This is a genomic window from Tenacibaculum sp. AWR4_210 (assembly GCF_056160945.1).
In genome coordinates this window covers 234,306-247,176 of sequence record NZ_JBSWYF010000001.1, presented here as the reverse complement: position 1 = coordinate 247,176, position 12,871 = coordinate 234,306, and the positions used below count along the sequence as shown (strand labels likewise).

12 protein-coding genes are annotated in these 12,871 nt (G+C 39.3%); all 12 read right to left on the bottom strand.

The genetic code is table 11. The annotated features are described in order from the left end of the window. Nucleotides 1–27: 27 nt before the first annotated feature. Nucleotides 28–1,689, bottom strand: a complete 1,662-nt coding sequence (locus ACXAG7_RS01040; RefSeq protein WP_476665642.1) for a PhoX family protein — start codon at nt 1,687–1,689, stop codon at nt 28–30. 3 nt (nt 1,690–1,692) lie between these two features. Beyond that, nucleotides 1,693–2,178 (bottom strand): hypothetical protein, encoded by a 486-nt coding sequence (locus ACXAG7_RS01035; RefSeq protein WP_408043658.1) that lies wholly within the window; start codon nt 2,176–2,178, stop codon nt 1,693–1,695. Continuing rightward, complete coding sequence (locus ACXAG7_RS01030) at nt 2,171–2,650, bottom strand: hypothetical protein (RefSeq protein WP_408043657.1); 480 nt, start codon at nt 2,648–2,650, stop codon at nt 2,171–2,173. The genes ACXAG7_RS01035 and ACXAG7_RS01030 overlap by 8 nt, the downstream gene beginning before the upstream one ends. Before the next feature lie 188 nt (nt 2,651–2,838). After that, on the bottom strand, nt 2,839–3,255 hold the full coding sequence (locus tag ACXAG7_RS01025; RefSeq protein ID WP_476665641.1) for a hypothetical protein: 417 nt from the start codon (nt 3,253–3,255) through the stop codon (nt 2,839–2,841). A gap of 40 nt (nt 3,256–3,295) precedes the next feature. Beyond that, the gene (locus ACXAG7_RS01020; RefSeq protein ID WP_476665640.1) at nt 3,296–3,586 is read right to left on the bottom strand and encodes a hypothetical protein; all 291 of its coding nucleotides are present in this window, start codon (nt 3,584–3,586) and stop codon (nt 3,296–3,298) included. Nucleotides 3,587–3,746: 160 nt separating this feature from the next. Continuing rightward, nucleotides 3,747–4,229 (bottom strand): cupin domain-containing protein, encoded by a 483-nt coding sequence (locus tag ACXAG7_RS01015; protein ID WP_476665639.1) that lies wholly within the window; start codon nt 4,227–4,229, stop codon nt 3,747–3,749. Between the two features lie 138 nt (nt 4,230–4,367). After that, the gene (locus tag ACXAG7_RS01010; protein ID WP_408043653.1) at nt 4,368–4,844 is read right to left on the bottom strand and encodes a hypothetical protein; all 477 of its coding nucleotides are present in this window, start codon (nt 4,842–4,844) and stop codon (nt 4,368–4,370) included. Nucleotides 4,845–4,862: 18 nt separating this feature from the next. Next, nucleotides 4,863–5,327, bottom strand: a complete 465-nt coding sequence (locus ACXAG7_RS01005) for a DUF1842 domain-containing protein (RefSeq protein WP_408043652.1) — start codon at nt 5,325–5,327, stop codon at nt 4,863–4,865. 415 nt (nt 5,328–5,742) lie between these two features. Beyond that, nucleotides 5,743–7,422, bottom strand: a complete 1,680-nt coding sequence (locus ACXAG7_RS01000) for an FG-GAP repeat domain-containing protein (protein WP_476665638.1) — start codon at nt 7,420–7,422, stop codon at nt 5,743–5,745. Next, nucleotides 7,400–8,386, bottom strand: a complete 987-nt coding sequence (locus ACXAG7_RS00995) for a hypothetical protein (protein WP_476665637.1) — start codon at nt 8,384–8,386, stop codon at nt 7,400–7,402. The genes ACXAG7_RS01000 and ACXAG7_RS00995 overlap by 23 nt, the downstream gene beginning before the upstream one ends. Then, on the bottom strand, nt 8,386–8,886 hold the full coding sequence (locus tag ACXAG7_RS00990) for a hypothetical protein (RefSeq protein ID WP_476665636.1): 501 nt from the start codon (nt 8,884–8,886) through the stop codon (nt 8,386–8,388). Before ACXAG7_RS00990 ends, ACXAG7_RS00995 begins: the two co-directional genes overlap by 1 nt. Before the next feature lie 41 nt (nt 8,887–8,927). Beyond that, nucleotides 8,928–12,863, bottom strand: coding sequence for a protein kinase domain-containing protein (locus ACXAG7_RS00985; protein ID WP_476665635.1), 3,936 nt, complete (start codon nt 12,861–12,863; stop codon nt 8,928–8,930). Nucleotides 12,864–12,871: the final 8 nt, after the last annotated feature.

Genomic DNA, 12,871 nt, shown 5'->3' with positions numbered 1-12,871 from the left:
TAGTAGTATAAATGAGTTAATCAGCTCTTAAGAGTTTGATTCTTTTGTAGGCAGCGCTCTTAAATATCCCAGTAAAGGTCCTTGGATAGCTACCACCGCTGACTTTGGTATTCCATCGTTATCAAACGGCCATAGACTTGTTGGTGCTGTTAAATCTGTAGTTTGTTCACCAGGATGCTGGACACTTAAAAATAACGTGTCTCCGTCTGGAGCAAACCATGGCCCGGTCAATTCAGCATCGCTGGGAGCATTTGCCACTCGAATAACCTCTCCGGCCCTATCTCCATAACGAGGAATCACAAAAAGACTGTTGTTTTTAAAATTCGTGTATGCGTTATCTGGTTTATTCATGGCACTTCCCGACATGTCTGATGTCATCCATAAATTTCCAACTTGATCAAAAGCGAGGTTATCAGGACAGGAAAACCCTGTTTCTTCTCCGCCCGCTTTGTAAGTACTTGAAGTAAATCGCAATGCATCATAGCGTCCACCAGCTTCTTCTATTTTTAAGATTGATCCGTGGTAATCACCTCGTTTTTTATTATTGGTCAAGCTGACAAAAATAGCTCCCGTTACTGGGTCTATCTCAATATCTTCTGGCCTGTTAAGCGGGGTTGCTCCCAAAAGTTTGGCCGCCTCTCGTGCCCTGATAAGTACTTCTGTCTGATTGTCAAAGCGCTGTTGTAAAACGGGGTGTTTGTCCCAGTCTAAGGCAAGCCATTGCCCTTTTTCCAAACTAGCGACATATAAAGTACCTTCTTTTAACGATTCGGGTTTCGAAGCGATAAACTTATACAAGTGTTCGTCATTTTTATCATCACCGCTATAAGCAACTACGCGCTTGTCTTTCAGTGAAACAAACGTACAACATTCATGAGCAAAACGCCCCAAGGCTACGTGTTTTTGTGCGCTACCGGTTAAGGGTTCAATTTCAACTACCCAACCGTAATGTTCAGGCGGATAGTCGTAAAACTGTTCCCATCCATAACTACTCGGCATATGACTAGGAACGTTGTCCTGATCGTACATCGTTTCTCCAAAGCAATTGTCGTAATTTTCTTCACAGCTCAAAAAAGTGTTCCAAGGGGTTATACCTCCCGAGCAGTTGCTCAGCGTACCTATGGCTTCCCTAGCTCCTTTGATAGGAACATCCCAATTAAATTCGATGGGAGTTTTGGCTGTAATTCTTCGATTAAAGGCATCATTTTCTACTAAATTCCAATGCCCAGCAGCGTTTTGTTGAATTCTTATAATACTTCCTCCAACATTGTACATCTCTTTGTCTACCTGCGCTATACTACGTTTTTGTTCCTTATCGTGACGGTCATAACCAGAAACAAATAAGCTATTTACGTACTCGTGATTCACCCATAAAAGACCGTCTTTAGGGTTTTGACTATCCAAGGGCAAAAAACAGGTAAAATCGTTATTATACCCAAAGGTGTCTTGATCGTTTATCGGAGTATTCCATTTTATTATAGGACGGTATCGCAGTCCGTTGGCCAATTTGAGTTCGTCATCTGTACTCGGTTCCAGTCCTTTAAAATCGAAGGAACCTCCAGCGCTAGTACCATTGTTCTTCGTGTTTTTTGTGGCGGTATTGCAAGCCAAAAAAGCGTGCGGAAGTACTGCTGCTCCAATTCCAGCCTTTCCTAGAAAGGTCAAAAATTTTCTTCTATTATATGTCATTTGTTAATTTAAGTCACGTTTTTTCAAGCACAGGAACTCGGGGTAGATTTCGAGAAATCGATTTGCTGTTCTTTGATATATCAACCCTTTAATATCAATTGTCGAGGTGAGCGGTAATTCTTGATGAATGCGTGCAATTACCTTGCGTAAATAGCTTGATAATACCGATAAAAGCATGGTCTGACTATTCCACCAATATTCTTGCTGTTCAGGGTGAAATTCCTTGGCAAAATGAGACACTCCTTGAATGCCATTATAATTGATACCTGCTAAGGCCTCCAAAACCAATCGATTCTCATCAGACAACACCAAACGAATTTTTTTGATATTTTTTATTTTAATCAGTTCTAAGAGATGAGCATTGTATTGAATTTCGGAGGCTATTGAATTTCCTAATGAGGTGTAAAAATAATTTTCAGAGGAAAATGATTTGTTAATCAATGGTTCTAAGCAGTCCGTAGGACAGATAAAATATAATTGCTTATGCATTAATTAATTCTACTGTGTTATAAGGAAAAGATGAATGGTGAACATCAATTAATAAACTATCCTCCACTAAACGATACGCAAAGGTATATTCAACTTTTGCCTCTTTGCCATCTGTATCCGTGAAGTAGTAATTTCCCATAGCAATGGCACGTTGTTCATCAATAATTATCCCGGTATTTTCAAACCTGACATTCGTCCACGGTGCAAGAGCAAAACCCTTATCTTCATTGCAAGCCCTATCGTCTCCAGCGATAAAATAGGAAAGAGCTTCTTCACGCGTTGCTCTGAACTGTTGTTGACTGCATTTAGTCGGTTTAAAAAGTACTTTAGATAATCCAAAAGCATAATGTGAATCCAGAAAATCAGTAGCATAGGATTTACAAGCTTCAAAATTTTCGAGCAGTGCTCCAATGGCCACTACTCCTTGTCCCCAAGATTCTTGGGCAGCTGTTACATGTGATTCTGTAATCATAAATTTAGGTTTATAGTTAATAGTTTCTAGAAACATTAAAGCAACTAGGTTGCAAATATAACAAAAACCCAATTTATTGCAACTTGATTGCGATAAAGAAATTATTAAAATTAACGGGGTCACTAAACCAAAAAAATCTCCCCATATACTAGGGAGATAGTGCAAATAGTACCCATTACTGGAAAATATTAATTAATTTTCCAGTAGAGTTCTGTGTCAGATTCATTGAAAGAACGCAATCCAATGCCTTCTTTGTTTTCTGAGTTTCCATAGACGTACAACTTTCCCTGATTTTTGGTATTACAACTGATATAAAACACATTAGGTTCCTCAGGTACTGGTTCAAATTGAAATACTTGATCCTGATTTCCCCCATCGTTTTTTGAAGTTTCAAGACGATTGGATTTCGGGTAGCACTCCGCTACTTTAGCACCAGAATTACGCGTGTTTACCGTGATTCTATGGTCAATAATTGTCCATTTTTGGTCTTGATTGGAAACATCTTTCGTGTTCAGGGCTATTTCGTGATGTTTACTATTAGGATACGCTTCCCAACAACGATTCAAATCGTTAAACAGTTGAATGGAGACATTTTTGTGGTTCATAGTGTACTTAGTTTAATGATTAAGAAAAGTGAAATTGTACTTAAAGCATTGCTGTCAACTCCTTAGAGGCTCCGTGTAAAATGCCCTCGACGAGATCGTGGATTTTTCCGTTGATGAGAGAACAGGGCACGTACCAAGGAGAATCTGTACATTGAATAGCCAGTTCGTGCTGATTTGCAGCGTAATTCCATGAAATAGTGAAGCCGTCTTTTGAGTCGCTACCTCTATCGCTAGTAATGACAATTCCCAATTGGTTTTTCACAGCGGTTTTTAGCTGATCCCAAGAGGCTTCTGAAACATTGTTAAAGATTTGTTTTGAACATGCACCCATAAGCTATTGAGTTTTATTGGTTAGTAATTTGATTGGTTACAACAGCACTGTTTCGCTTGGCAAAGCAGCATAATAACCAAAGCAAAGTTGTTAATTATCTATCGAAAAAAATATATCATCGTATGTCATAATCACGATGTAGCCTTTTGTACTATCCCCTTTAATACGCAATTATCGATTTGTTATTCGAGTTGCTATGTACTGCAGAAAGAACCTGTTTGGGAAATTGAGCTAAGAGATCCGTAAAGTTTATGGTGTTAAACTGAAAATTATCAAAGGTTGCCAGTAACACTAATGCTTCTTCGCCTGTATTTATGAAATAGTGAGGAAATCCTTGAGGTAAAAAAACTACATCATCTGTTTGAAAACAACGCTCTTCAAAATGGCCGCCAATCGAATTTTTATCTGGCAATAGCAGCCCTACTTTTCCCCTACCTTGAAGACATAAGGTAGTTTCATTCGAATCGGGATGAAAATGAGGTGTTACCAAGTAACCAGGAGGAATACTTATTCGTTGCATCCCTGTCGGGTAGCCAAAAGTATTGGTTTGTAGACGTATTGGATTTGTTCCCGGAATTTTACCTGTCAAAGGTGCCAAATACGGAAAGGCTTCTATTTTCACTTCTCTAAAGACAGTGTCCATGTGATTAGGTTTAAAGTTTGCGAGTGTATTGCGGAAAAAGAACTAACGAAAGTAGTTGTGTACATCAAATACCCTCCTCAGTTGTAGCTGAGGAGGGTGCGCTATTATTGCCCCTTTCGGGAGTTACCGTTGCAATAATTAGTTAAAATGTACATTTCCTGTAAAGGCTCCTACTGTGATGGTATTATTACAATTAGTAGTAAAAACATAACTAGGCTCAGGATTCAATCCTGGTGCAGTTAAAGGCCAAAATAAATCGATAGTTCCAACAAAGGTATCTCCACAGTTTGTTCTGTGCATTACATTGGCTGCTAATTCAAAGGCTTCTGTGATATCCACCTTAATTTTATCGATTGGAATCCCTCTAATCCCTACTCTTGCAGGAATTTCTTGAGGCCCTCCTTGTAAATGATACTGTGGTCCTGGCCAGGTCACTTTACTCGTGAAAACCAACCAAGTTTCGTTGGTAGCTCCTGATGTTCTTTTTACCTGATCAATATCTTCAATAGTTTTAAACACTCTTGATTTCGAACTAAACACTTCGTCCATTAATGGAGCAAAAACCTCACTGTCGGTTCCTATTCCATGCTCTTTGTATACTTCTGTATTTGTCATAATAGTTATTTTTAAAGTTTATGCTTGATTTACGGCTTCCTCTTGTTCGAGCTGTTGTGCAACTTTCTCTAAATGAACAGGAACATCTTTTTGAGTTTCCCATTTATATACTTCCGAACGATTGTCAAGGTAAGAGAAGGTTGCTACCCCCACTTGTGCACTCTTGTCCAAAATCATTTTTAGTCGAAGATTTGGCTGCACTGCTGGACCAGGACCAAAACCAGGAGGCCAGTTAAAATACGGATAGCCTGTTGCTGTAATGATCACGATATTTTCATCTTTGATATCGACTCTGCTAAACTCTCCTGAAATTCTACTTTTTACATCTAACATTGGATGAGTAGCTTGTGTTACTTGACTGTATCCCGTTACTGAGTTATCATCCAAATGAATTACTAAATCTGCGGTAAGAGAAACACCCCCTGCTAGGTTTTTAACGCCAATAAAGTACTTGGCATGAATTATTGGTTTTTGTGTAGCCATGATTATTAATTTTTAGCTTGGTTAGTACAAGCAATAAGTCATCGATTTCAATTTCTTATGCTTGTTTATAAATTATACGTTTCATTGAGGCCTCACATTTGAAACATTACTAGTATAAAATTCGGAAAAATAGAGTCAAAAAAATATATCACATTATATCATCAATTTGATTCTTTCTAGGTGGTAGTATAGTAATTTCCCTCGCTTTGTCCGCCAAATAACTGCAAACCGAACAGCATTATTCCTTTGATTTTTTCTGCAGTCATGTGCAGCGCCATGAGAGGTTGATGAACCGTGCAACGTTGAAACTTTACAGTAGCAGGAATCGCCCCGATCTGTTCAAAGTTAACCACGGGAAACAAAGCACTAGAAAAAGGGCGTATTAAAATTTAAAATGTATAAGCGTTGTATTGAGTTATGGCTGCTTTTGAAAAGAACTGAAATAAATACTATTTCCTTTATTGGCATTCCAATACGACAAAAAGATATCCTTTCTCAACGTGGTGAGGTATCGGATCTTAAGTGCTGCCCCTGTGGTCCAACCAGCACTTTTTGATAAAGTAAGCAGGTTTGAGTTCGTAGACCAACTGAATTGCGCTCTTGATACTTCATTACCTTCGAGTGTTACTCCTACAATGTCCATGACAGTATTGCACGGAATACTAATCGTAGTACCCTTTTGTTGGACCTTTGTCACGAAAACTTTTTCCTGAACTATTGCTTGTTGTGTTGGATCGCAATTTCCGGCATAACTCAAAGATATTTCTTGGTGAACGCCCAAGGTTTTGGAACGGAAACTCTCATTGAAAGTGTATTGCTGCTCCGGTGTCAGGCTCCCATTGAACACAAAAAATGGACCTCCTTCATTCAATGACCCATCTGCGGTTTTAAAAAATCCCGATACCAAATCAGCGAGTCCGTCGTTATTCACATCGCCAATGGCCGCAAAAGAAGGTTCTCGAACTTGTAAAGTTTTAGCCTCTGTTTTCCACAGACAAGTACTGTCAGAAAATCGAATGGCATAAAAATCTTCCGATTCATTTTGAGTAGCTGCCAAATGCTTTACTCCCGGAGTACGCAGCTGTTTTGTCACGCCTTGATTTGCCATGTATTGTGCTCCAACGACACAAAAAACATCCTCTTTTTCAGGTGGGCTCCCTCCTTCTCTTAAGAGGCCAATATTCAAACTAAAAGCACTTAAGGAGCTTTGGATAGCATAATTCCATTCAGGTAGTGTATCGATAGTAAAATGATCGTTTTCAGTCTTACCTAAAAACGCATGTATACCATTGTCTCCTCGTTTAAAAGCTTTGACACCTAAAACGACATCTAACAAGCCATCTTGATTGATATCCGCAAACGAAGTACTCAAGGCTTGGTAGGCATTTTTAGACCTCCAAAGTGTATTTTGAGTGATTTTTCCGGCCCTATTTTCAAAAATTTCAGCGCGGGCACCCACAGGGGTGTTATAAGTTCCCTTTTGCCATAAATAAGCAACTAATAAATCTAAATCGCCATCCGCATCGACATCTCCTAAATCGATGTCAAAAGGGAAACTGGTCATCGTTAATTCATAGGTAGCGCTATTCGGAATACTCCCTTTGTTGTTCATGAAAATTTTAAGCGATCCCGGTTTGTGAATATCAAAGTAATGTACGTCGTGTTGCTGTTTAAAAGCCGCTGTATGTAAAGCTTCCTTATCAAATACCGTTACCATCACGATATCTGTCCAACCATCGTTGTTCAGGTCTCCTAACTGCAACCGGGTATTAAAGCCAATTTGTTGTGTATAATTGGGAATATACGGGTACGGTATCCCCGTACTTAATCCCCAATTGGGATAATACGTTAAGGGGTTGGGCGCCATGTCATTGCCATTGCTGTTCACAATATCCATAAAATTATTTCTGTCGAGGTCTGCGCAAGAAATTCCCGTTGCGTACATTCCATTTTGAATAAAATCGAAGGTTTGCAATTCATTGTACAACGCAGTGTTTTTCGTGCTGGGTGAACTTGTTTTTGTCGAGCAATATGACATACTCAACGCTGTAATCAATAGCAATAATTGGCTGTTAAAAAAGTTTGTACGTGGCATTAATTCCTAAGTAAAATTTGACTTCGATGGGCTGATCTCGGTGAAAAACGAATTTAATCGTTAAGTCTCTCAAAATTTCTAATTTATAAGGGGTTATCTCATCTGTAACAACTGTCTTTCCCAACCAAGAAATGAGCGCTTTGGTTTTATGTGAACTCAAAAGCTGTGCTTGTTCGAGCTCTGTAAAAAATTGTACTAAACGAACCTTGTTTTGTTCAAAGGCCTGTGGATTTGAAAAATACACTTCAATACCAAAAGACCTGCGTTCTAGTCGTGGAAATGTGAGTTGTAAGGAAACTCCCAATGGGTACTTCTGAAGGATGTTGAGCAATTTTTTAAACGCTAATAAGCTGAAATCTAAATTCAATATTTCTAGGACTTCAAAACAAGTACTGACTTGACAACCAATAACGATTCTAAAGGCTTCCAAACCGCGTTGACGTAAATTCACGAAATGTAATAAGCGAATCGGTACTTTGAGCGCTGTGACAAAATTATTCAATTCAGTGATGGTATTCCGATCAAAGGTTACTTGCTCTAAGCGAAAACAACGATCTATTTTGTCTAATATGTCGGTTTTCGTAGTAGCCTTTTTCCGATGCGTTATATAGCCGTCGTCTAAGGTCCACATAAGCATGGGGTTCACTGATTGACCGACTATCATATCGTATTCATAGCTTACCATAGGCAGGTGAATTTGTGCCGTCCAGGCTTTCAGTATACGCGATTTTTCGATAGCAGAAGTTGTGGTCATATTCAAAAATTTTTGGACGTTCCATTTTTGAGCCATCGCGATGAAATCAACCCGCTCTTCTGTTTCGCGAAGTTCCAAATAACAGTTGTGAAAAATAGCAGGCAGGCCAGAACACAAAGTTTCAATAGAGCCCAATTGCTCTATTGAAACTAGTGAATTCCCTAGATAAGGTTTGGAGTATTCTAATAAAGTTTCTAATCCGTGCTCCATTATGCTACTGTTAACGCATTGGGGAGCTTCGCTAATACGCTTTCCTCTTTTATGATAGCTAAAACATAGGTTCCGGCAGGTATTGAATACGGAAAGGATGCAGCTATTTTTTCTTCGGAGAGTATTTGGAAATCTTTTGCGATATATTGCTTCATAGCCCCCGAAATTAATACGATATTGACTTCTTTTTCATTTTCAATATCGTTGAAAGATTGCCCGTGAATTATAACTTCTCCAATAGCCTCTCCTGCAGATCGTTGTGTCGGCTCAATCGAAGAAATTTCCATAATTCCACCTGGCCAACCATAGATGGGAGTTTCATGAGAAAAGAAGTTTTTAATTTCCTCGGTAATTGCTTCAGAGATCCCCTCTATCCCCTCTTTTTTTAGTTGGTTTTTTGCCTCAATTTGATATTTTTTGAAAACACTCACAGGATCTGTTTGGAATTGAGCGTTTAATTCTTTGTTTTTCATCAAATCTGAGATTAAGTGTATTAACATAGTTTCTAGTTTTAGGTTAGTTATTAAGATTGTATTTGATTTTATGATGTCGGTATATTAGGGTAATATTTTTGTCGAATAGTATCTGAAATCGTTTTTAAGCCTCTACTTTCTGAGAATTCAAGTGCCAATAATGACAGCGCTTCGACTTCTGAGCTTTCGAGCTCCTCGCTGAGTAAGGCATTGTACAAATGGTAATAAGCGAGTGAAAAGTGAATACCGCTGGTTTTTGCGGCAGTGATTCCTTGATGTACGAGCTCCTGAGCTTTTATATGTTCGCCTCTCTTATAGTGAAACGTTATCACGAACAAATAGTACCACTCTTTAAAAACGAGCAAACCCGAAGTTTCAAACTTAGCAATAAATTCTTTTTCAGAAGTATAGGTACCATCCAAAAGACCAATCCCCGCTTTCATGAGCAGGCCAAACGATTTAATAAATGCCAATTCATTTTGATCTGCAATTTCTATAGCTTTCTCAACGTGAATAGTAGCCCTTTCTAAATAGTGTGTATCGGTCGCTAAAAAAGAATGGAGCAGCAAATATGCCGATGATATTTGCCCGTGAACACCGGCAATCATATCTTTAAAATCTAACGCTTCCGTACGCGTCAATACCTCTTCAATTTGTTGTTCTGCCAAGGCTGTATTGCCTAAAGCAGTATTCGAGATAAATTCAAAACATTTGACGACAATCCAATTGTGAATAATGGTCATTTCATAACTCGCCAAACGTTTACTAGCTATCAATCCATCAATAGCCTTCACCAGCCTGAGCACTTCATAAAAGTCAGCTTCAAGATAAGCGACATAGGCTTCGTTGGTCAGTGCAGTTACACGACTGGATAATCCGACTTTTCCCTCAGAAATTTCAGCAATTTTGGCAACAATTTGTTTAGCGGTTCGCAGATCTCCTCGGTTGATTTTATTAAAACAGCGACTATTTAAAACTTGGTATCGCAATTCAGGATCTATGTCGTTGGCGAACGCTAGCTGAAAGGCTTTTTCGCAGTTATCTTCTACTTCTTTAGAAGTAAACCCGCTGGTGTAGAGTTGGCTATCACCAAGCAACCTGTGAATTTCAACCGTTCGTTCTACCCAATTATTTTTATTCGCTAGTTTAGGCAGCAAAGCAAGAGATTTATTCAGGAAAAACACCGTGTCACTGTACGATGCCGATCGTTCTCGGTTGTCCAATGCTGCACGATACCAATATTCATGGGCATTTTCATCCTGTTCACCACGTTCGAAATGCAGTGCTATAACGTGTAATTTGTGCATGTGATTCTCCATGGTAAGCAAGGCTTCCGCAATAGCACAGTGCGCTTCCTTTTGTTGAGAGGGCAACATCATTTGATAGGCCGCTTCCTGAATTAAGGCATGCTTAAACAGGTATTTGGTTCCTTTTACAGAACGTTGCTTTACAATCAACTGCTGTTGTTCCATGACATTCAAATCACTCAAAACGCTACTGGCGTCTTTTAACATGGCTGTCTGAAGTACTTTTAAACTAAAGGCTCTTCCTATTCCAGCAGCGAGTTGGGCTGTTTCTTTTATAGGCCCCAATCCTTCCAATTTCGCATTGAGTAAGTCGTTTAAGGTTAAGGGAATCAGGAAATCAACCTCTTTAGCCAAAATGAATTTACCTTCGTTTAATTGAAGCTTTCGCTGCTCCTTTAAAGCAGTCGTTAATTCTTCTATAAATAATGGGATTCCATCAGATTTTTGCGCAATTAAACTGAGTACATCAGCACTGGCAGTATGCGGATACAATAACTCTTGCGCAAAAATTTCCGTTTCCTGTTCACTTAACGAATTCAGAAGTGCTGTTTCCCAAGTTCCCGTCAATATGTTTTTGTCTCTTTCGGTCCTTGAACTCACTAACAACAAGGTAGGAATAGGAAAAGCATTGGACTGCAGGTAATTTAAAAACTCCTTACTCATGGTGTCCATCCAATGCGCATCTTCTATCGCAAGGATTTGAGCAGATTTCGCTGTTTCAAAAATAGATAATCTCAATACTTCATACATTAAAATGCGTTGTTGTTCGGCACTCTGTAAATTCGGTGCCTCCTTAGCTAGTAATTGCACTCCCAGCCACGAACACAGCACAGCCATCGTTGCCGGGGTAACATCGATAGTAAGTTTCTCGAGAACCTCCTGTATAATTTGATGATTTATAGCTTCTTCATTTTCCTTTCGAATTCCCCAATGTAGTTTAAACCAATATAAAAACGGGGCCAATGCCACATGACTATTTTCCGGTAAACAGGTGAATTGAACATAGCGTTCTCGCGGAGATATAAATGATTTCTCAATCTCAAAAAGTAACCGTGATTTTCCAATTCCAGCTTGTCCTTGAATCCAATAACTCTTGGCGCTGTCCGCAATGGCATGCCAGCTCGCTGTAAGACGCTTTAAAATGGCTTCTCTTCCAAAATACGCAGTTAAACCTGCATTGGGCTTTAAACGATCGTAGGCTTCCAAGCCTTTTTCTCCAAGTAATTCATAACAATGATCGGGTCCTTCTTTTAAGGGGCCCTTAAAATGTAAATAAGGAACCAGCAGTTTGTGGCAGGTCTTTGTAACAAAAATACGATTGGCTGTTGTTTGTAAAAGCGCTGAAAATGCCTCTGATGCGACCATCCCCTCTGGCAATCTATTTCGTTTAATCAATGCTACTCCAGTATGCAAAGCAATTCGAATTTCCAAGCGGATACCGTAACGCTTTTCTAAAACTTGTGATCTATTTCGAACCTCCGACACCAATTCCAGCGCGGCTCTAGCAGCCCTTCTACTGTCGGTGTCACTCGATTCTGGATAACCAAAAAATACCGTTAAATACTTGAGGTACATTTTAGATGCGGTAGCACCAAAACGGGATGCCGTGTCTTTACATAGGTTCAATTGATCTTTGAGAACGGTCTCAATCACTTCAATATCACTGGGAGTATCTTGTGGTGTAATCAAATCCAACTGCAGGGACAAAACCGTTAATTGCTTTCTAAAACTGTCACTATGCGACCAATTAGAATGCTCCGTAACAGCAGTTTCTTCAGCAGAAAATTGACTCTTTTTGCCTGCGGGTTGTCTAATAATGCTGGAAAAATTTAAGGCATTGAATTCTCGTAATATTTCATTGGCATTTGCCGGTCTTTTTAATGGACTTTTTGCTAGTACTCTCCTTAGCAGACTTCCCAAATCGTGGCCTAGCAAAAATGTTGGTAGAGGAATCATTTCATCGGCCAATTGCTGTTGAAATATTTCTGCAATGGAGGTGAAATTATACACCGGATTACCTGTAAGACACTCGATGGTAATTAAGCCCCAAGCATAGCAATCCGATTTAGCGGTTACGGGTTCACCTCTCAATTGTTCGGGAGCACTGTACTTAGGAGTTCCTAAAACATCCTGTGTCATTGTTAACTCCTTATTACCGGGAAAAACGGCGTCTTCTAAAAACGCGCCAATACCAAAATCAAGGACTTTAACATGCCATTGAGAAGCCAGTTTACGAACCATAATGTTGGCAGGCTTTAAATCGCGATGAACAATTCCCTTTGCATGAGCACAGCTCAAGGCCTCTAACACTTGAAGCATAATAATAGCCATGTTTTCAGGAGTAATAGCGCCATTTTTTACGAGGTGCTCTTTTAAACTCTCTCCTTCAACATACTCAAAAACAGCATAAGGTATTTGGTTAGACAATAAACCTTTATCTAAAAGTTTAACGATATTAGGATGGTTAAATGCAGCGCAAATTTCAGTCTCTCTACTAAATCGAGCGATCTTTCGTTGTCGGTCAATAGCGTTCGTATCGCTATTAAACTTGACTGTTTTTATGGCTACAAATTGCCCTGTTGATAATTGTATGGCTTTGTAAACCGTACCGTAGCCACCTTCGCCGAGTTGTTCAATGATGGTATAGTTTTGCAAGGTTCCTTCAAAACCATGCGCTAACTTGAGTTCCGCATTCATAGTAGTGT

Excerpts from the sequence above, each read along its gene's own strand:
- ACXAG7_RS01000 (WP_476665638.1), bottom strand. The coding sequence starts at position 7,422 with ATGCCACGTACAAACTTTTTTAACAGCCAATTATTGCTATTGATTACA.
- ACXAG7_RS01005 (WP_408043652.1), bottom strand. The coding sequence starts at position 5,327 with ATGGCTACACAAAAACCAATAATTCATGCCAAGTACTTTATTGGCGTT.
- ACXAG7_RS01025 (WP_476665641.1), bottom strand. The coding sequence starts at position 3,255 with ATGAACCACAAAAATGTCTCCATTCAACTGTTTAACGATTTGAATCGT.
- ACXAG7_RS00985 (WP_476665635.1), bottom strand. The coding sequence starts at position 12,863 with ATGAATGCGGAACTCAAGTTAGCGCATGGTTTTGAAGGAACCTTGCAA.
- ACXAG7_RS01035 (WP_408043658.1), bottom strand. The coding sequence starts at position 2,178 with ATGCATAAGCAATTATATTTTATCTGTCCTACGGACTGCTTAGAACCA.
- ACXAG7_RS01010 (WP_408043653.1), bottom strand. The coding sequence starts at position 4,844 with ATGACAAATACAGAAGTATACAAAGAGCATGGAATAGGAACCGACAGT.
- ACXAG7_RS00990 (WP_476665636.1), bottom strand. The coding sequence starts at position 8,886 with ATGTTAATACACTTAATCTCAGATTTGATGAAAAACAAAGAATTAAAC.
- ACXAG7_RS01020 (WP_476665640.1), bottom strand. The coding sequence starts at position 3,586 with ATGGGTGCATGTTCAAAACAAATCTTTAACAATGTTTCAGAAGCCTCT.
- ACXAG7_RS00995 (WP_476665637.1), bottom strand. The coding sequence starts at position 8,386 with ATGGAGCACGGATTAGAAACTTTATTAGAATACTCCAAACCTTATCTA.
- ACXAG7_RS01040 (WP_476665642.1), bottom strand. The coding sequence starts at position 1,689 with ATGACATATAATAGAAGAAAATTTTTGACCTTTCTAGGAAAGGCTGGA.
- ACXAG7_RS01030 (WP_408043657.1), bottom strand. The coding sequence starts at position 2,650 with ATGATTACAGAATCACATGTAACAGCTGCCCAAGAATCTTGGGGACAA.
- ACXAG7_RS01015 (WP_476665639.1), bottom strand. The coding sequence starts at position 4,229 with ATGGACACTGTCTTTAGAGAAGTGAAAATAGAAGCCTTTCCGTATTTG.